The organism is Pseudogemmobacter bohemicus, assembly GCF_003290025.1.
Lineage (GTDB): Bacteria > Pseudomonadota > Alphaproteobacteria > Rhodobacterales > Rhodobacteraceae > Pseudogemmobacter > Pseudogemmobacter bohemicus.
In genome coordinates this window covers 539,356-556,864 of sequence record NZ_QNHG01000002.1, presented here as the reverse complement: position 1 = coordinate 556,864, position 17,509 = coordinate 539,356, and the positions used below count along the sequence as shown (strand labels likewise).

At 62.3% G+C, this 17,509-nt stretch carries 18 protein-coding genes and 1 pseudogene; 6 read left to right on the top strand and 13 right to left on the bottom strand.

The window, feature by feature from the left end; genetic code table 11:
- Positions 1 to 3: 3 nt before the first annotated feature.
- The 5 genes from DRF71_RS10730 to DRF71_RS28590 all read right to left on the bottom strand — a co-directional run bounded on the left by DRF71_RS10730 (position 4) and on the right by DRF71_RS28590 (position 2,736).
- The gene (locus DRF71_RS10730; protein WP_332872062.1) at positions 4 to 417 is read right to left on the bottom strand and encodes an arsenate reductase/protein-tyrosine-phosphatase family protein; all 414 of its coding nucleotides are present in this window, start codon (positions 415 to 417) and stop codon (positions 4 to 6) included.
- Positions 418 to 447: 30 nt separating this feature from the next.
- A complete protein-coding gene (locus DRF71_RS10725) occupies positions 448 to 1,527 on the bottom strand; it encodes a polysaccharide biosynthesis/export family protein (protein ID WP_112310540.1) in 1,080 nt (359 codons plus the stop codon).
- Between the two features lie 317 nt (positions 1,528 to 1,844).
- On the bottom strand, positions 1,845 to 1,967 hold the full coding sequence (locus DRF71_RS29030) for a hypothetical protein (protein WP_269814360.1): 123 nt from the start codon (positions 1,965 to 1,967) through the stop codon (positions 1,845 to 1,847).
- Between the two features lie 133 nt (positions 1,968 to 2,100).
- Positions 2,101 to 2,466: a hypothetical protein gene (locus tag DRF71_RS28595; RefSeq protein WP_232831520.1), complete on the bottom strand. Its 366-nt coding sequence runs from the start codon at positions 2,464 to 2,466 to the stop codon at positions 2,101 to 2,103.
- A gap of 42 nt (positions 2,467 to 2,508) precedes the next feature.
- Positions 2,509 to 2,736 carry an MraY family glycosyltransferase gene (locus DRF71_RS28590; RefSeq protein WP_232831444.1) on the bottom strand — a complete coding sequence of 76 codons (228 nt, stop codon included), beginning with the start codon at positions 2,734 to 2,736 and terminating at the stop codon, positions 2,509 to 2,511.
- Between the two features lie 417 nt (positions 2,737 to 3,153).
- Here DRF71_RS28590 and DRF71_RS10715 point away from each other — a divergent pair, with 417 nt between their 5' ends.
- Positions 3,154 to 3,483 carry a hypothetical protein gene (locus tag DRF71_RS10715; protein ID WP_157971038.1) on the top strand — a complete coding sequence of 110 codons (330 nt, stop codon included), beginning with the start codon at positions 3,154 to 3,156 and terminating at the stop codon, positions 3,481 to 3,483.
- 708 nt (positions 3,484 to 4,191) lie between these two features.
- Here the strand turns inward: DRF71_RS10715 and DRF71_RS10710 are convergent.
- From DRF71_RS10710 to DRF71_RS10700, 3 genes are all read right to left on the bottom strand, one after another.
- On the bottom strand, positions 4,192 to 4,566 hold the full coding sequence (locus tag DRF71_RS10710; protein ID WP_232831443.1) for a transposase domain-containing protein: 375 nt from the start codon (positions 4,564 to 4,566) through the stop codon (positions 4,192 to 4,194).
- Between the two features lie 21 nt (positions 4,567 to 4,587).
- Complete coding sequence (gene tnpB, locus DRF71_RS27400; protein ID WP_157971037.1) at positions 4,588 to 4,731, bottom strand: IS66 family insertion sequence element accessory protein TnpB; 144 nt, start codon at positions 4,729 to 4,731, stop codon at positions 4,588 to 4,590.
- Between the two features lie 627 nt (positions 4,732 to 5,358).
- Positions 5,359 to 6,456, bottom strand: a complete 1,098-nt coding sequence (locus tag DRF71_RS10700; RefSeq protein WP_112310538.1) for a tRNA-dihydrouridine synthase — start codon at positions 6,454 to 6,456, stop codon at positions 5,359 to 5,361.
- Positions 6,457 to 6,784: 328 nt separating this feature from the next.
- Between DRF71_RS10700 and DRF71_RS10695 the strand changes: the two are divergent.
- Positions 6,785 to 7,224 (top strand): annotated as a pseudogene (locus tag DRF71_RS10695) (IS5/IS1182 family transposase); the annotation flags it as partial.
- Positions 7,225 to 7,441: 217 nt separating this feature from the next.
- Here DRF71_RS10695 and DRF71_RS10690 read toward each other — a convergent pair.
- From DRF71_RS10690 to DRF71_RS10670, 5 genes are all read right to left on the bottom strand, one after another.
- Positions 7,442 to 8,500: an ABC transporter ATP-binding protein gene (locus DRF71_RS10690; protein WP_112310536.1), complete on the bottom strand. Its 1,059-nt coding sequence runs from the start codon at positions 8,498 to 8,500 to the stop codon at positions 7,442 to 7,444.
- A 1-nt stretch (position 8,501) separates the two neighbouring features.
- Positions 8,502 to 9,554 (bottom strand): NAD(P)-dependent alcohol dehydrogenase, encoded by a 1,053-nt coding sequence (locus tag DRF71_RS10685; protein ID WP_112310535.1) that lies wholly within the window; start codon positions 9,552 to 9,554, stop codon positions 8,502 to 8,504.
- Positions 9,555 to 9,560: 6 nt separating this feature from the next.
- Complete coding sequence (locus tag DRF71_RS10680; protein ID WP_112310534.1) at positions 9,561 to 10,379, bottom strand: carbohydrate ABC transporter permease; 819 nt, start codon at positions 10,377 to 10,379, stop codon at positions 9,561 to 9,563.
- Positions 10,376 to 11,239, bottom strand: coding sequence for a carbohydrate ABC transporter permease (locus DRF71_RS10675; protein WP_112310533.1), 864 nt, complete (start codon positions 11,237 to 11,239; stop codon positions 10,376 to 10,378). Before DRF71_RS10675 ends, DRF71_RS10680 begins: the two co-directional genes overlap by 4 nt.
- A gap of 66 nt (positions 11,240 to 11,305) precedes the next feature.
- Positions 11,306 to 12,553: an ABC transporter substrate-binding protein gene (locus DRF71_RS10670; RefSeq protein WP_112310532.1), complete on the bottom strand. Its 1,248-nt coding sequence runs from the start codon at positions 12,551 to 12,553 to the stop codon at positions 11,306 to 11,308.
- Positions 12,554 to 12,693: 140 nt separating this feature from the next.
- Here DRF71_RS10670 and DRF71_RS10665 point away from each other — a divergent pair, with 140 nt between their 5' ends.
- The 4 genes from DRF71_RS10665 (at position 12,694) to DRF71_RS10650 (ending at position 17,243) form a co-directional block, all read left to right on the top strand.
- Entirely contained in the window at positions 12,694 to 13,686 is a 993-nt protein-coding gene (locus DRF71_RS10665) for an AraC family transcriptional regulator (protein WP_112310531.1), read from the top strand.
- Between the two features lie 417 nt (positions 13,687 to 14,103).
- Positions 14,104 to 15,159 carry a hypothetical protein gene (locus DRF71_RS10660; protein ID WP_112310530.1) on the top strand — a complete coding sequence of 352 codons (1,056 nt, stop codon included), beginning with the start codon at positions 14,104 to 14,106 and terminating at the stop codon, positions 15,157 to 15,159.
- Positions 15,110 to 15,571 carry a Zn-binding domain-containing protein gene (locus DRF71_RS10655; protein WP_198672157.1) on the top strand — a complete coding sequence of 154 codons (462 nt, stop codon included), beginning with the start codon at positions 15,110 to 15,112 and terminating at the stop codon, positions 15,569 to 15,571. Before DRF71_RS10660 ends, DRF71_RS10655 begins: the two co-directional genes overlap by 50 nt.
- Positions 15,572 to 15,602: 31 nt before the next feature.
- Positions 15,603 to 17,243, top strand: a complete 1,641-nt coding sequence (locus tag DRF71_RS10650) for a nuclease-related domain-containing DEAD/DEAH box helicase (protein ID WP_198672156.1) — start codon at positions 15,603 to 15,605, stop codon at positions 17,241 to 17,243.
- Positions 17,244 to 17,509 lie beyond the last annotated feature (266 nt).

Genomic DNA, 17,509 nt, shown 5'->3' with positions numbered 1-17,509 from the left:
CTTTCAGGATTTCAGCCGGGTGGCCCATGCGGCCCCGGCGGCGAGGATGAGATCGCGCGTCTCACGGTGGAAATCTGCGGGTTTGCGATAGGGATCGGCGATCCCTATCGCACCGGTCCAGTGGTCGAACAGCATCGTGCGGCCGGCAAGCTGCGGGAAACGGCGCCCGATTTCACCGCGGTGCCCGGGCTCCATCACCAGGATCAGGTCATGCGCGGCGCCGATCTCTGCGGTCAGCTGTCGGGCGACATGGTCCGCCAGGCTGATCCCGGATTCGGCCGCCACCATGGCCGCCGTTTCATCGGCGCCGTGGCCGACCACAGCCGCCAGCCCGGCCGATGTGATGGGGTGTTGGGGCAGCGCCGCCGCCAGAACCCGCTCGCCCAGAGGTGAACGGCAGATGTTTCCAACGCACACAATAAGAACCGGGCCGAACATCTCCTGCCCTCAATTCGTACTGATACTATCTGCCGCCCGCACGGTGGCAAGGGTCGGCAGGAGGCTGGAAATGACGCGGTTCCAGCGATGGAGCGGCGCAGAGGTAACGTAGATCACATCCTGCGGATGCAGGATGAACCTTGTGCCGATCAGATAGGCCGCCGGATTCGAGGCATCGAGCTGGTAGACGGTGATCCCCATCGGGGTGTCACGGAAGACAAAGATGCCGCGTGCATCGGCGCTTTCCTCGCGCAGGCCGCCCACCCGGGTCAGTGCCTGGGTCAGGGTGACATTCTCGCGCGTCAGATCGACGGTCGAGGGTTTGACGATCTGCCCCAGCAGATAGGCCTCCTGCAGGCCGCGGCGCGGCACCGAGACGACATCACCCGCGCGCAGCGTCGGATTGTTGGCGCCCACGCCGTTTTCAAGGAAGGCCTCCAGATCGACGGTAAAGCTGCGGCCCTGGCGGCGCACAAGCACGGCCCTGGCATCGGCCTCGGCGGTCAGGCCGCCGGCCGCGTCAATCGCATCGAGAAGGGTCAGTGCCACATCGGTCAGCGCCTGGCGGCTTGGTTTGCTGACCTCGCCGGTCACCGAGATCGCCTGGGATTTATAGCTGACGACCCGCACTTCGATCTGCGGATTGGGAATGAATTCGCCCAGCCGTCGCGTCAGATCGCTGCGGATCTGTTCCGGGTTGCGGCCACGCGCCTGGATCTGGCCGACATGCGGGTAAAAGAAGGTGCCATCTGCCTGCACGCGCAGACCCGATTCCTGCGGCGTGCGCCCTTCGCCGGCCGGCATCGTCAGTTCGGGATAGTCCCAGACCACGATGTCGAGCACGTCGCCGACACCGACCTTATAATCCCAGCCATCACCCGAGGGCATCGTTGTCCGTGAGCCACCAAGGTTGCGCGGCTTGTTGAAGGCCTCGATATTATCCGCCGAGAGCTTGACGATGGCGACATTGGTCGCGAGCTCTTCCACCTCGGTCCGCACAGCCTCGGTGCGGACGGGAAAATCCGTGCGGGTCACATCACAGGCCGCAAGCGACACCAAAGCAAGGAGGACGGCAATCCAGATTTTCATTCCAGCTCCGACAAATTAGTTTTCGATGGAAACATCGGGTCAACAGGCAATAGGACGGTCATTGACCCAATGACCAGGCTCCTGACTAACTCCTGTCTGGATAGGGGAAGAGCCACCTGATGCCAATGCCCGAATCCAATCCACCCACAGGAAAACCCGGCACCGGCTGCGGCAATCCGGAAGCCTGAATGTTACGGCAAACGCGATCCGGCGCCGGTTCCGAAGCCTGCGCTGGCCTTTGCGGTGAGGGGCCGGCAAAAGCAGGTCACAGCCTTGGCGTATTGTCGGCTGTCGCAGGCGCCGTTTTCGGCAATCCTTCAGTCAAGCGCGAACAAGCGCAGCCATAGCCCGCGCCGCACCGGCCCTTTGCGGATCAGCGCGACGCGGCGACAGGCGCTCAGATAGAACAGCATGACGATCAGCAGGCTTGCCAGGACCATTGAACTGCTGGTCGCACAGAGGACGCTCAGTGCCGAGGTCAGCAGCGGCAATGCCCAGATAGGAACAGATGTAAGGCGGTTGCGCAGTTGCGGCGCCCCCAAGAGTCTGGGCCAGATCGCGCGCTACGCTGCGCTAAACAAGGCTGGGCAGATGCAACCGGTCCGGCCGGCCCGGATGGCCGCCCTCGCGCACAAGGCGGCGATGGATCGAGACCAGCGTTTCAATCACCGGACAGGCCAAAGCCAGCAGTGGCATAAGCGGCGACAGCTCGGGATTTCGCGCCGGCAGCATGACTGCGATCGCCGCCAGGCAAACGCCCATCATCGCGGTATCGCCCTGTTGCCAGCTGATCAGCGCAAAGCCGATGAGAATCATGATCGCCGTGCCAGAGGCGAGGCCGTTCATCCCGTCGATAAGACTGAAGGCATTGGCGATGCCTCCGATGGCAAAGGCGGTGAACAAGAGCGATGGAACCCCGAAAGCGAGAACCTGGTCCAGCCCCGGAATCCCGGTTGCGCGGATCTGGAAGCCGGTCAGCAGTCAAAAGATCAGGCCGGCGATAATCGTGGCCGCGAGCCGTTCCCTCACCCCGACCCGTTTGGTGATGTCTTCGGCAAGACCGGAAATGAACGCCGGTAAAGTGGCAAGGCAGACCAGCCACCAGAGGGTTGCCGATTCCGCTGGCTGGGCAAGACCACCGGCGACGGCGCCTGCCAGAAGGGCTACACCGCCGATTCCCGGGGTCGGGATCTTATGCAGATTCTGCACGCCTGGATCACTGTCCAGCGAGAACCGGCCATGCAGGCGTCTGGTAAGGATGATGAGGATAGCGGCGATGAAACTTGCAGACAGCGCAAAAACACCTTGGGACAGATAGCTCTTAATCGCCTCGGAACAGCGGCGAACACTTCAATCCGGGAATCGCAATTCCGACATTTCAGAGCCGCGATGAATGGCTGACTACAAAACTTCTGGCTTTCGATTAAAACTGTCGGGAACGCCGTTCGCCATATCCAAAGGTGGTTCGCGACGCTCCCGGGTCCACTATAAGTGCCCGGGCCCTGCTCTGGGCAGATTGGCGGCGATGCGGGTGCAGCCTGTTCAGTTCACCTGGTCTCGCACAGTGACTAGGCGCCCGGCGTGTTCTGTGATAGCAGTCTCATCTATCTATTGAAGGAGGCATCCATGAGACCTTTTGTTCCGGCTGTATTTGTAACCTTCGGTTTCGTTTTCACTCCTCTTGTCGCGGCCAGCCAGGGCCGCATGTCCACGGAGGAGCTGGTCGCCTATGCAACTGAACTTGGAAGCTGCGGGGCGGATAAGGCTGTCACGGAAGCGTCCTACGAAAGCGAAACCAGTAACCGGATAATTGTGCGTTGCGGAGAAGCAACGGGCTTCGCTCCGCTCGCTGCGGGCGCTGTCGGTCTTGGCGGTGGTGCAGCGGCGGCGGCAGCGGCGGCTGTTGGTCTTGCCGTTGCTGCGGGCGGCGGCGGCAGCACGCCGGATACTCAGTAAAGCCTGGTCTGTTTCTGCCCGCACTTGTGAAATGCGATCAGAGACAGCTTATCGGGCGGGCGGCCCTACCCTTGCTGCCGCAGAGGTAGGGCATTTTTCTCGTTGCGGCAGGACAGATGTAATTTTGGTGAAGAGAAGGTGGCACCGGACGCGTCTGCCTTCCCGATGCCCTTTGGCAATTGTATTCTGAAGGCATCTGCCGCCGGAAGGTGTACGCTTCCGCTCTGCCATCGCCTTTCCGTCTTTCGCTGGACATGGCCGGGATTGGCCGCCGTCAGGAATGACAGACTGGCCAACCCGTAGAAAGTTCCCGCCGCCAGCGTCAGGAAGATGTGCGGCAGCGCGCATCAAGCACCCCGAAAGACGGCCCTGCGGCCGGCCAAAGGATTGCGCGGCGGAGGCTTTGGCCGGCCAGTCGATATCGACGGATTCGCTGGCCCGGAGCATCACCTTATTTTCCGATACCGTCCATCTGACCTGTCCCCTTGCCGCAAGCGGGCGCAGCAGTCACAGGCCGGTGCCGCTCTGGCGCTGGTCTGTGGACCCTGGCCTGGTCACTCGAACCAAGGGCGTTCCAGGGCTTGATTCCCGACACTTTCGGGGCGTGCGGCAGGGCCGCCCGCCATTGCTCCTGAACCAGGCGCATAATGGCTCGCCCTGGTCAGGAACGGCTGTAAGCGTTCGCTGGCCCCGACCGGCGGCTTAGCTTTACGGCTTGAAGTTCCATGGCAGGGGATCGTCGATGTCGCTTTGCGGATGGCCTTTGGCGATCGCAGTGAGGGTGGCCTTGAGACAGGCGAAGGGCTCTATGCCGTTGGGGGCAGGCCTTGTTGCTCCGTCACCCGCCTGGGCGGCCCGCTCTTCCTTCTCCGCCTCCGCCTCAGCCAGCGCGATGGACAAGTCCTCGAACGCCAGCTGCCGCTCAGCCTCGGTCAGCTTTTCCGACCGCTTGCCATGCTGCGCATGGTTCAGCTCGGCGATCAGATGTTCCTGGCGTCTGGTGATATCCTTGAGGGCCGCCACCTCTTCCAGCAACGCCTGAACCGCCGCGCGCTGCGCCTCCTCCAGTTGCTTGCAGGCCATCACCAGACCCGTGCCATCCCACTAAAGCAGCTTCAGCCTGTCAGCCCGGCGCGAGCGGAACATAAACACCGTGCCCGTGAACGGATCCTTGCGCCGCACCGACGACACCAGTGCAGCCAGGCCGTCATGCCCCTTCCGGAAATCGACCGGCTTCGTCGCGACCATGATCCGCACCCGGTTCAAGGGGAACATCATGGGCTGGCAGCCAGGGCGCGCACGACCGACGCAATCCGCTCCGCCGAGGCTCCGGTTTCCAAACGGATCGCCACCGCGCCCGCGATGATCTCGGGCCGCTCCACAGCGCCCACGGCACAACGCGGTCCATCACCTCATCAGGCCACTTCCGGTTCCGACGGCCACGACCGCCAAACGGGAGAACCTCCAATGTAGTCTCCATGGAGAAAATCTATTCCAACAAGCACCAGGGTCCAAAGAACCCATCACGATGAGAGCCGGAAGCTGGGAGCCAGGAAACGATTACGAAACACGACTGTTGCCGAGAGATCTTTGCCCTGATCGCCGACACCAGCATCCCGGGCGCCAGGGGGCGCGCGAACCGGATACCCAGGTCAGGATCTGCGGCAATCTTCGCGTCCGGCCGGAATTTTATTCTGTCGACCCGCGTGGACCGGATGCGATGGTCTGGGTCCGTCCTGAGGTTTCCTCCGGGTTCTCCTGATCTGCGGTCCGGGGAACGCAGAGCCTGACGGGCGCTGTGTCCCACCACCCCCCTGCACCGGGCGCAACCGGTGGGATGCGCGCAGTTCCAGCGGCGTACAATACGGGGCGCGGCTAAGCGGATTGCTCGTAGCCGCCGTTATAGGCCTCGCTTTTGCGGCGGATCCGGGAATGTTCGACGACCCTTTCGCAGGCAATCCCGCGAAACTCTTCAATCGAGGCATATCCCTTGCGCTCCATGTAGTCGCCAAGATCGCCCGTCAGCTCTTTGATGAGATTGGTGCCGACGCCGCCGCTGCCCTTGTCCTCCATCGCTGCGGTGCAGACCTGCAGGTTTCCGGCCCCATGGACAATGAAGTTGAAGGCTTCGCGAAACCCACGGATCCCGCCTATGCCGGAAATCGCCTTGTCGGGACAGGCGCGCGCGATATCGGAAACCCGCTGGAGCGCCTGATGCAGGATGGCCAGCCCGCCGAGGCCGCCGGAGGTGACGAACCCGTCTACCTCGACCTCGAATTTCAGGGTCTCGGGGTCCATCAGTGGCAATGAGGGGAAGGTGTTGCACAGTGAAATCGAGGCCGCACCGGCGTCATAGGCCGCGCGCGCGCCGTCAATCAGCGACGAGGAGGACGGCGTCAGCTTGACCCAGATCGGAACGGAAACCGCCTCTTTCACGGCCCTCAGCACCTGTCGGATGATCGTCTCATCATTGGCGATATGCGCGCCCATATCCTTGCGGTCCATATGGGGGCAGGACATGTTCAGCTCGATCGCATCGCATCCGGCTGCCACGACAGACCGGGCGAGCTTGCGCCAGTGTTCCATTTCCTCTTCACCGCCGGCGCCGGCCATGATCGAGCCGATGAGCATACGGTCCGGATAAGTGGTCTTGATCTCTTCCAGATCCGGCAGCCACAGATCCAGCGGCTGGTCCGAGATCAGTTCCCAGTTCCAGGATGAATGGGACACGGTGTCAGGCCGCTTGTAGCGCGAGACATAGGGTTTGGTGTCGCTGGCGCGCTGATAGATGGTTTTCGGACCGGCCACGTTTTCAACCGGGTGCATGCCGATGGTCTTGGTGACGACCCCTCCCCAGCCCGCCTCGAATGCCCTGAGGATTTTGGCTTTGCTTTCGGTCGGCGGCGCAGAGGCCAGAACGAAGGGGTTTACGAACTGAAGACCTGTGAAGTTTGTAGCAAGCTCATAGGGCATGGCGCACTCCGGGTTCCTGACTTATAGCACCGGTTATTTTTACCAATCAGTCAATAATTTTTATGCCCGACACGTCATCTTCCTGTTACGGCGCGCGATCTCTGCCCTTTGATGGTCGAAACACAGGCAAGGAAGCCGGTGGTGGCCGGTTGCAGCCAGCCCTTGGGGCCATCGACGACCAGACCGTTTGGCATGTTCTGGCCACGCGCGGGCAGCGGCAGACCTGCAGCGGGAGGAACCGACGCGCCCCGAATCTCGCAGCAGATCAACGTGCCGTGCGGAAATCGCCGGCCTGGGCGTGCCTGCATGGCGGTAGCCCGCCATGCTCCTGACCCGCCGCTACGGCTGCATCCGGCAGGCAATAGTGCGACTGCAGGCGACAGGCAAAGCCCTGGCCGATGCCCCGGACCGGCAGTTCTCCCTCACCGATCCGGACGCCCGCGCAATGGCGACGAGCGCCCGAAACAGCAGCATGGCCGGCTATACTGTTCAACGCGCCATTGTTGTCGGGAGCCCCATCATCGTCGTGCATGAGGTCTCCGGTCAGGGTTTGACCGCGACCAGCTCAGCCCGATGGGGATCGCAGCCAAAGAGGCCGCCACCGCGACGACCTGCACGCCATTGCCGACAAGGGTTATTCACGGGCATCACCACCACCGTGCTGCGCCCGGCCATCACGGTAATGCTGCCAGGGGCATCTGTGTGAAGACCGGTTTCGCCCGTGATCCGAAACGCGAGGTCTGTGTCTGCCAGGCAGGCGAAGAGCTGATCAGACCGCCCTGGGCCATCCCCTGGATGCTGGCCTCCCGTGCGGGCCGGTTCCGGCAGCGGCGCGCGCTGCAGGGTGATTTGGCACTGAACCTCTCCGCCGGCGCGGAGATCTGCAATCAAACCGCCATCACCAGCCAGGTGTGCAACACCAGCTGCCCTTTGCTGCCGGACGTGCCGGGCAGATGCCTTGGTGTAAGCCTTCGGAAGCCGCCGGTCATGCGGCGAGGCGCATGCCGCTGCCTGTATCGAAAACATGCATTGCCGCTTCCTCAACTCTGGCCCACAGACGCTCGCCCTCGGCAATTCTTACTGTGGCAGGAATCGCTGCGAGCAAACTCTGCGACCCGCTTCTGAGCGCCAGAAGCCGGGTTTCACCGTGGAATTCGTCCCGCTCGGCCAGGACCGGGAAGGCGCCGGGGTCTCCTTCGGCGACCAGCTTAACCGCCCCCGGCCGGATCCCCAGCGTCACTTTTCCCGGAGCCAGTGCGAAAGGAGCCGCAAGGTCCAGCACCCCATCGCGAAGCCGGCCTTCGGCGGCCTCTAATTCGAGGAAATTCATGTTCGGCGTGCCGATGAACCCCGCCGCGAACAGTGTGGCGGGACGGGTATAGATCTCTTCCGGCGTACCCATCTGTTCGATCCGGCCCTGGTTCATCAGAACGATCCGGTCCGCCAGAGTCATCGCTTCCAGCTGGTCATGGGTGACATAGATCGAGGTGGTTTTCAGCGCACGGTGCAGCTTTGCGATTTCGACCCGCAAATGCCCGCGCAGCCGCGCATCAAGGTTGGAGAGCGGTTCATCGAACAGAAAGACCTCGGGTGTCTTGATCATCGCGCGGGCGATGGCGACGCGTTGCTGCTGACCGCCCGACAATTCGGTCGGCTTGCGCTCAAGATAGGCCCCCAGCCCCAGCGTCTCGACCACCGCGCCAAGGCGGCGCGCGATCTCATCTTTTGCCACGCCCGCGCGTTCAAGCGCGAACGTGATGTTGCCGCGCACCGACATATGCGGATAAAGCGCGTAATTCTGGAACACCATGGCGATGCCGCGATCCCCTGGGTCGCGATCATTCATCCGCGCCCCCCCGATCATCAGATCGCCGCCGGAGATTTCCTCCAGCCCTGCCACCATGCGCAGGATCGTCGATTTCCCGCAGCCCGAAGGGCCAAGAAAAGCCACGAATTCATGGTCGGAAACCGAGAGGTTGAAATCGCGGATAACCTCATGCCCGCCATAGGATTTGCGGATATTGCGGCATTCTACATGTGCCATCTCACTCAGCCTCGCTTGCCGGATTGACCAGGATCTGGAGTTTCACATCTTCGGGCCGCGCCTCGGCCGCGCGTTCAAAGGCGGCAATGCTGTCCTCGAACGGAAAGGTGGCCGAGATCAGCGGTTTCAGATCCACCTTGCCGGCGCCGATCAGGGCCAGCGCGCGATCATAGACATTGGCATAGCGGAACACCGTCTCCATCCGGCATTCGCGGGCCGTGGCGCCTGAAATGTCCAGCGCCACCGGATCCGGTGGCAGGCCGACGAAAACCACCGTGCCGCCCGGGCGCAGGATGCGGAACAGATCCTTCATCGCCGGGGCGGCGCCCGAACATTCAAAAACGATATCGGTGCCCCAGCCTTCGGTTTCGCGCGCGACGACTTCGGGCAGCGACATCTCGCGGATATTGATGCCGGTGATCCCCTTATAACCGGCCGCAATGGCAAGCTTTGTTGCGGACAGGTCCGAGATCAGCACCCGCGCGCAGCCTCCGGCAAGGGCTGCCAGCGCCACCATGATGCCGATCGTGCCCGCGCCGATCACCACGGCGGTATCACCCGGCTCGATCCGCGCGCGTTTGGCGGCTTGCATGCCGACGGCGAAAGGCTCGACCATCGCGCCTTCGGCAAAGGAGACAGTGTCGGGCAGGCGGTAGGTGAAGGCGGCCGGATGCACGGTTTCCGGCACCAGAACGCCATGCACCGGCGGCGTCGCCCAGAATGTCACTGCCGGATCAACATTGTAGATCCCGAGCTTCGTGGCACGCGAGGTCGGATCGGGAATGCCCGGCTCCATACAGACCCTGTCTCCGACAGCCAGGTGGCGGACATTCGCGCCAACCCCGATCACCGTGCCCGAAGCCTCATGCCCCAGCACCATCGGCGCGTTCACCACGAAATCACCGATCCGGCCATGGGTATAGTAATGCACATCCGAGCCACAGATTCCCACCGTATGCAGGCGGATGCGCACATCATCGGGGCCCATCCGGGTCGGCAGGTCGATATCGCGCAGGGCGAGTTCGCCGACACGTTCAAGAACGAGAGCTTTCATTTTTTGTCAGTCCTGAGCGGATTTTCTGGAAAAAGCGGAGTTCATCCCGGCGCCGATCAGCGCAAGCAGGATCAGAGGCGGCAGCGACAAGAGCACCACGGCGGCATTCAGGATGCCCCAGGGCACATTCATGCCAAGCTGCGACATCTCGGAGGCTATGATCGGCAGTGTCTTGGCCCGCGAGGTGGTCAGCATCATCGCCAGCAGGAACTCGTTCCAGACCAGGATGAAGGAAAACGCGATGGCTGAGAGGATCTGGAGCCGCGCAATCGGCAATGCGATCAGGAAGAAGGTGGCGTAGGGGCCAAGACGGTCGACGCGGGCAGCCTCTTCGACGGCCATCGGCACCCGCTCGAAGGCCGGGATTGACAGCCAGATCGTGATCGAGACCGTGATCGTCATATAGGTCACGATCAGCGACAGGCGGCTGTCATAAAGGCCAAGGCCCAGCCAGATCACCATCATCGGGATCGCCACCGCGACCGGCGGAAGGAAGCGCAGCGACAGGGCGAAGAACTGGGCCTCACGCGTGACCCGGTTTTTGTACCGCGCGATCACATAGGCTGCCGGCACGCCAAGCAGCGCACCAAGCGCCACCGCCGAGGAACAGATGATCAGCGAATTGACCAGCGCCCGCGCCACTGAACGGCGGTTCAGCACATAATCCATATTGTCCCACACCGGCGTGAAGAACAGTTTCGGCGTCGAGACCAGCAGATCGGCATTGGTCTTGAAGGCATTGAGCAGCGTCCACAAAAGCGGCAGCACAACGAGCAGCCCGGCCAATATCAGCAAGAGGCGCAGAAGAAGGGTTGAAAGCTTCATTTCTGCACCCGCTTCCAGATCGTGGTGAACATAACCACGGTCAGCACCATCATAATCACCGCCATAGATGAGGCATATGAGATATTGCCGGCCTCGATGAAGCCCTGGGAATAGGCATACATATCAAGGGTTTCTGTCGAAATTCCTGGCCCGCCCCGCGTCATCACATAGACGAGATCGAAAGAGCGCAGCGACTCGATTGCCTTGACCAGCACCAGGGATATCAGCGGCAATTTCAGCATCGGAAGCGTGATGAAGCTGTGGATTTCCCAGCCCTTAGCGCGGTCGATCCTTGCGGCCTCGATCGGTTGCGGCGGCAGGGATTCCAGAAGTTTCAGGATGATGACAGCGAAAAACAGCCCCCATTGCCAGACATCGACAAAGGCCACGGCCAACATCGCGCCCCAGGGTGTCGCAAGAAGATCAGGCGTTTCGCCGGTCAGCGCCCGCACCGGCCAGGTCGTGGCGCCGTAAAGCGGATGGAATGAGAATTTCCACACGAAAGCGGCACAGACCCGCGGCAGCAAAACCGGGATGATGAAAAGCAGGCACAGGATCGCCCGCCAGCGCGCGTTCGCCGCCTCGAACATCGCAAGTGCGAGGCCAATCCCCACCACCATCGTGGCCGAGACCGTCAGCAGTTCCCATTTCAGCGAGACCCAGAGCGCGTTCAGAAAGCGGTCATCCGAGAAAAGACGCAGATAATTGGCGAACCAGACGTAATCGGCATCCGGCGCGCTGAGGGTGCGGTTTTGCAGCGAGATATTGACCGCATAGATGGTTGGAACTGCGGCCAGGATGACCAGCACCACCAGCGCGGGGCCAAGGAAGAGATAGGGAAGGGCTGTTCTTTGTCTCATCGGATTCCCCCCGGAAGTCGGGAATAGGGGGCACCCTGGAAAGGTGCCCCGCACGCGTCACTGCACTCAGAGAGATTTGGCGAAGGTATCGAGCTCGTTCAGCGCGCCCTTCACATCGGTGCGCGAGCCGGTGATCAGCTCTTCCAGCAAGATACCCCAGGCATTGCCCAGCTCCTGCCAGCGCGGATCCTGCCAGAACAGCACCTCGGTCTTCGCGCCCGTTGCGGCCATGGCGACCGAGAGGTTCTCGCCAAAGGTCGCCACATATTCCGGGCTTTCATAAGTGCTCTTGCGGGTCAGCTCGCCTGGCTGCCCCTTGGCCAGACGACGTGCCTCCTGCTCTTTCGAGGTGGACCAGGCCACAAACAGGCCGGCGCAGGCCTTCTCCGCATCATCCGGGTTCGCCTTGCTGGCAATCGCGAAACCATGGGCATAGCCCGAGCCCGGCAGCGGTGTGGGCGGGGGCGCGAAAGCCACCACATCCACGACCTGGCTTTGCGACGGGTCTTTCGACATCGCGCCGAGCGGTGCGGATTCGATGATCAGCGCAACCTTGCCGGAGCGGAAAGCCCCGGTCGATTCATCGAACGATCCGGTCTGGGTGCCGGGCGCGGAATATTTGAACAAAGCCAGATACTCTTCGGTCGCCTTGACTGCGGCCTCCGAGTTGAAGGCGAAGGCGCCGCTCTCATCGACCCATTTGCCACCATTGGCTGCAAACAGCGGCAGCCAGCGCCAGACATTCGCGCCAGATCCACGCTGGCCGCGCAGGGCGACGCCGTAGATCCCCTTCGAGGGATCATGCAGCGCGGCCACGGCGGCGGTGTATTCTTCCCAGGTCGTGGGCGGCGCGATTCCGGCCGCCTCCAGCAGGTCGGTGCGCCAGACCAGCAGATCGCCGCCGCCCTGGATCGGGGCAAACCATTGCTTGCCCTCATAGCTGGCGACCGTGCGCATCCCGGCGTCGAAATCTTCATAATCGTATTCAGAAGGGTAATAGCCGTCCAGCGGCACGATCCAGCCCGAAGAGGCAAAGAGCGGCAGGTTGGCCTCATCAACATAATACACATCGTAGCTGCCGACGGTCGAGGCATCGGCCTGTGATTTCGCGCGACGGTCATTCTCGTTCAGATAGTCGATCTCAAAGCCCGCTCCGGAAAGCTCTTCGAATTCATCGACATATTCCTCCAGCAGGGTCAGCCCGTCCCGGGGCTGCGCCAGAATGCGCAAGTCATTGTTGCAGATAGGTTCCGCCCAGGCGGCAGTGCTAAAAAGAACCGCCAGGATGCTGGCGGATGCAAATGTCCGTTTCACAGTGGTCTCCTCCCAAGAGCCCGGGGTTTTCCCCGAATGTGCTCCTTAAGAGTTTCCTGAAAGCGTCGTTGTCACTAGCTTTTCACTTGCGCATTTCTGATACTATTATGCAGTAATCTACCAGAAAACAGCGTTTGCAGATGCAGAAATCACCACCTTTGGCGCAAACAAGGCTGCAGCGGCACCGCCTGGTCGATCTGTCGGAAGACAGCGATTCGCCTCTGCCGCTGGCGCTCCGCCCCACCGAGGCTACGCGCGAAAGCATCCGCATTCCCGAGGAGCGTTCCTATCTGATACGGCGCGATGACTACCCGCACCCGCTTTGTACCTGGAACTACCATCCCGAATGGGAGATCCATTTCATCCCCGAAGCCCGCGGTTTCGTCTATGTCGGTGACCATATCGGCAGTTTTGAACCCGGTCATATCGCGCTTTGCGGCAGCAATCTGCCGCATAACTGGGTGTCCCCCGGGCTTGTCGCGCCTGGCCGTGACTATGTGCTGCAATTCAATGCCGGGCATCTTCTGGATGCCGGGCCGCGCCTCGCGGAACTGCGCCCGCTTCAGACGCTTCTGCCGCTGGCAGAACGGGGCATCGAATTGCGTGGAGAAGAGGCCGCTGAGGCAGGCGCGCTGATGATTGCGCTGGAGCAGGCGCCGCCCGCCCAGGGGCTGGGCCTCTTTGTCGGGATTCTGGCGCTTTTTGCCCGGGCAGAGAATATCAGGCTGCTGGCCAGTCCTGGCTTTGTCTCGGGCTATGCGCCGCATGCCAGCGGCCGCCACGCCCGCGTCAATGATGCCATCCAGTTGCTGCAGTCAAACCCCGCCATCACCATGTATGAGGCGGCAAGGAGTGTCCGGGCGGCGCCCTCGGCCTTCTCGCGCAGTTTCCGGGCGCTGACGGGAATGACCTTCACGGACTATCAGCGCGCGGTACGAATTTCCCGCGTCTGCAGCCTTCTGGCTGAGACAGATATCGCGATCACCGATGCCGGCTTTGAGGCGGGGTTTTCCAACCTGTCGAATTTCAACCGCACCTTCCGGCAGGAAACCGGCATGACGCCGCGCGAATATCGCAAGATTGCCAAGATCAGAACGATTTCACGCCTCGCAGCCGGGCCTGATGCGGCCTGAAGCAGAGATGGGCAGAGGGGTCTGCCATGTCCCATCTCAGCAACAGCCCCACCCTTCCCTGGGCCCTTTGTCCTCGACCCCATCGAGCGCGGCATCAGAACACCTGAGCCCCGATCTGACCGACAAGGCCCTTGCCCGCGCCGGTCAAAAATCCCCTGCGGTCTCGGGACCGAAGGCCGTTTTCAGGCCGGACGAGGACCCCTTCGGCCCCGATTTCCCTGCGGCATATCCACAGATGAGCCGATGCAGATTTCCACCCGGAAATCTCCGCATTGGATCTGTCTTGCGGCCTTTCGGTTCGGCAGGGCGCGCGCGGCAAGCAGGGAATGCGGTGTGCAGAGGCCAGAGCAACGCCTGGCTGCGACGCGATTTGTTTGCTTCTCAGCTGTTTTCCGGTGCGACGAAGTGCAAACAGGCATGCAGAAATTTGGGCGCTTGCGGCTGGATGGCTTTGGCAATCAGCTCTGTCGTGCATTCAATCCGCGCTTTGGCCATCAGAAGCGCCAGTGTCGCGCGCCGCTCATCGGCCTCTACAAGACCCCGTTGCGCGGCGGCCATACTCTGGTTCTCGACCCTGGCCCGTGCCCCTGCCCGGTTGCGAAAGACCCGGGCAAGGAGCTCGCCTTCGGCTTCGATCACCCGTTTGCGGCTGGTCCAGGCTTTGATTACAGTTTGCAGATCCCTTGGCTGCCCAATGCCCATCGTGAGGCCTGCACCCACCCGGCGGCCGTCATCCAGCGCGGCGCCTCCAATGCCTGGTTTCCCATCGTTGAAAGCGCCATTGATATTCCGCCCTTCAGCGAGGAATTCAGCCATTTCATCCGGCAGGAACAGTATTGGAAGGCTTTCAGGGCGGTCAGCGATCCGGCCTATATCCGCGGCGTGATCGAAGATACCGGGCTTGATGAGGAATGGACCGGCCCGCCGATGACGCGGCGTGAGATGGAGGCGCAGATCCGGCGCATTCTGGAGCGCAACCAGCAGGGCGAAGGGACCGATCTGCGCGCCGAGGAATATGGCCGTCTGGTAACGCCGCCGGGTCAGGGCGTAACGGATCGCAATTTCAGGATCGAATGCGAGACGCTCCCCCCGGGGCTGGAGGGATTTCTGGGCCATCTGGTCCGGGTCGAACGTCTGCGCGAGGTGCGGGTTCTGACCGGGTTCACCAGGCTATCCGCCCGGGGCCAGGAGACGCAGGCCCGCGAACCGGCAAAGCTTTCCGCCGCCAGGAAGAACTGGCTGCCGGCGGTTGAGGTCTTTGGCGAGGGGATTTTCGTGGCGCTGGACCTTGCCCGCCTACGCGAATGGGAGACGCGTACGCCGGTGCGGGAGCGGGTGCAGGAGCTGAACGCTCAGCTGGCCCATGCAGCGGCGCAAAGGGGGAGGCACGCCGGTTCCGCCCTGGCCGCTCAGCGCGCGCTTTGTGCTGATCCATACGCTTTGCCATGCGGTGATCGACCGGCTGGCCCTTGATTGCGGTTATTCCGGTTCCTCGGTGCGCGAACGGCTTTATGCCGGGGCAGAGGGCAGCGACATGGCGGGATTCCTGATCTATACCTCGGCGCCCGGGGCGGATGGCACGCTTGGGGGCCTGTCGCGCGAGGGCCGGTCTGACCGCTTTGGCGCGACCCTGCGCAAAGCGGTGGCCGATACGCGCTGGTGTTCCTCGGACCCGCTCTGTTCTGACGGGCTTGCCGCGCTGTTCGACAGCGGCAATCACGCGGCATGCCATGCCTGCGCCTTCCTGCCCGAAACCGCTTGCGAACATTTCAACCAATATCTCGACCGTGCATTTGTGACCGGCAGGCCCGAAGACCTGACCGAAGGTCAGGGCACCGCGCAATCCCTTGCCTTCTTTCCTGCAGGACCTGAAATAAATGGCTAAAATGGTTCCATCCGCGATTCCGGATCTGTTGGTGAGTGATCCAAAGCGCCAGGCCGAGCGGCAGGTTTATGACTCGCTTGACCGGGAATTGGGGGGCGATTTTACGGTTTACTGGTCGCGCCCCTGGCATCGCTTCCGCCCCGATGGCACCGGCCGCGACGGCGAGGTGGATTTCATCATCGCCCATCCGACCCTGGGCATTCTGGCGCTGGAAGTGAAGGGCGGCACGGTCTCTTGCGACGATCAGGGCCAATGGGTTTCGGAGTCCCACAGCGGCACGCCCTATAACCTGAAACGCAGCCCCATCACCCAGGCGATGGAGGGCAAATATGAGCTGCGCAACCGGCTGAAGAAGGTCTCGGGCCTGGAGCGCCGTCAGCTCAACCTCTGCCATGGCGTCGTTTTGCCCGACAATATCCGCCCCATACGCCCGCTTGGGGCCGATGCCCCGCTGGAGCTGTTCGCCTTTAGCAATGAGATCGGCGCGGGCCGGCTGGGCGATTGGGTGCGTGAGACCCTTTCGCGCGGGGCGGCCGCCTGCGATGCGCCTGGCCCGGAGGGGATGCGGGCGCTGCATGAGATCATCGCGGCAGAATTCGAATTGCGCCCCCATCTGGCAAGCGCGCTGGCGCATGACATGAAGAAGATCGGGTTCCTGACCGCCGAACAGGCCTATGTGCTGGACTCGCTGGCCGGCAATCCGCAAATGGCGATTGCGGGCGCCGCGGGCACCGGCAAGACCCTGCTGGCGCTGGAAAAAGCGATGCGCTGCACCAGAGACGGCCAGCGCAGTCTGCTGACCTGCTTCAACACCGCGCTGGCGGCCCATCTCAAGGGCCTGGTGGGCGAGGTGAAGAACCTGACCATTGCCGGGTTTCACGAGTTTTGCGGCAAGGTGGCGCATCTGGCGAAAGTGCCGCTCGACAATGTTCAGGACCCGGCGTTTTACAGCCGCGTTCTGCCCGGAGCGCTTGAACAGGCGATGCAGCAGCGCCCCGGTCTGGCCTTTGACGCGATCATCATCGACGAGGGCCAGGACTTTGAACGCCCCTGGTATGATGCGCTGCGGCTGTCACTGAAAGACCTGGATACCAGCATATTCCACGTCTTTTATGATGATAATCAGCGGATTTACGGCGGCGGTCAGGGTTTTGCCGATGAATTGCCGAAACTGTCATTCCGCCTGATCCGCAATCTGCGCAACACCCGTGCCATTCACCGCAGCCTCAAACCCTGGTATGATGCGCGGGGCGCGCTTTCGGCCGGGCCGGCGGGGCAGCCGGTGGACTGGATTGAAGTCAGATCCAGAGAGCAGGCCTATAATAATGCCAGTGTCTTTGTCGCCGATCTGACAAAAACGGCGCAGCTCCAGGCCTCGGATATCGCCATCCTGACCGGCGGCGCCCGCGATAGATGCATCCTCTTTTCTCAGGCGCAGATCGGCGGGGCGGTGCCGGTTTCGGCCTCTGATCCCAGGGGCAAGACCCGGATCTGGTGCGACACGGTGCGACGTTTCAAAGGGCTTGAGGCGAAATGCGTGGTATTGGTCGATATAGACCAGCTGCTTGAGGATGAGCTGATCTATGTCGCGCTGAGCCGTCCTTCGCTTCTGCTGCGGGTAATTGGTCTGCCCGAGGATATCCTGCGCGTGAAGGGCGGGCAGGAGGCCTGACGAGACCCGCCGGATCCCGGGACTGAACGGCTGCCATCCCCGGCCGTGATCCCGGTGCGGGCGCGATAAACGACCGTCACCGCCATGACCTTTGCCCCTGGCGCCAACAGGCGGCCCCGCATGGCCCGTTCTGACACAAGAGCCAGGCGCAGGACATCTGAACCGGGCGATCCGGCAGGCGCCGGATGCTCCTTCGGGGACAGGAAAAGACATGGGCCTCTTTCCTGACCGGGCATGACCCTCCGGAGCGGAAGGGGATCGAAACG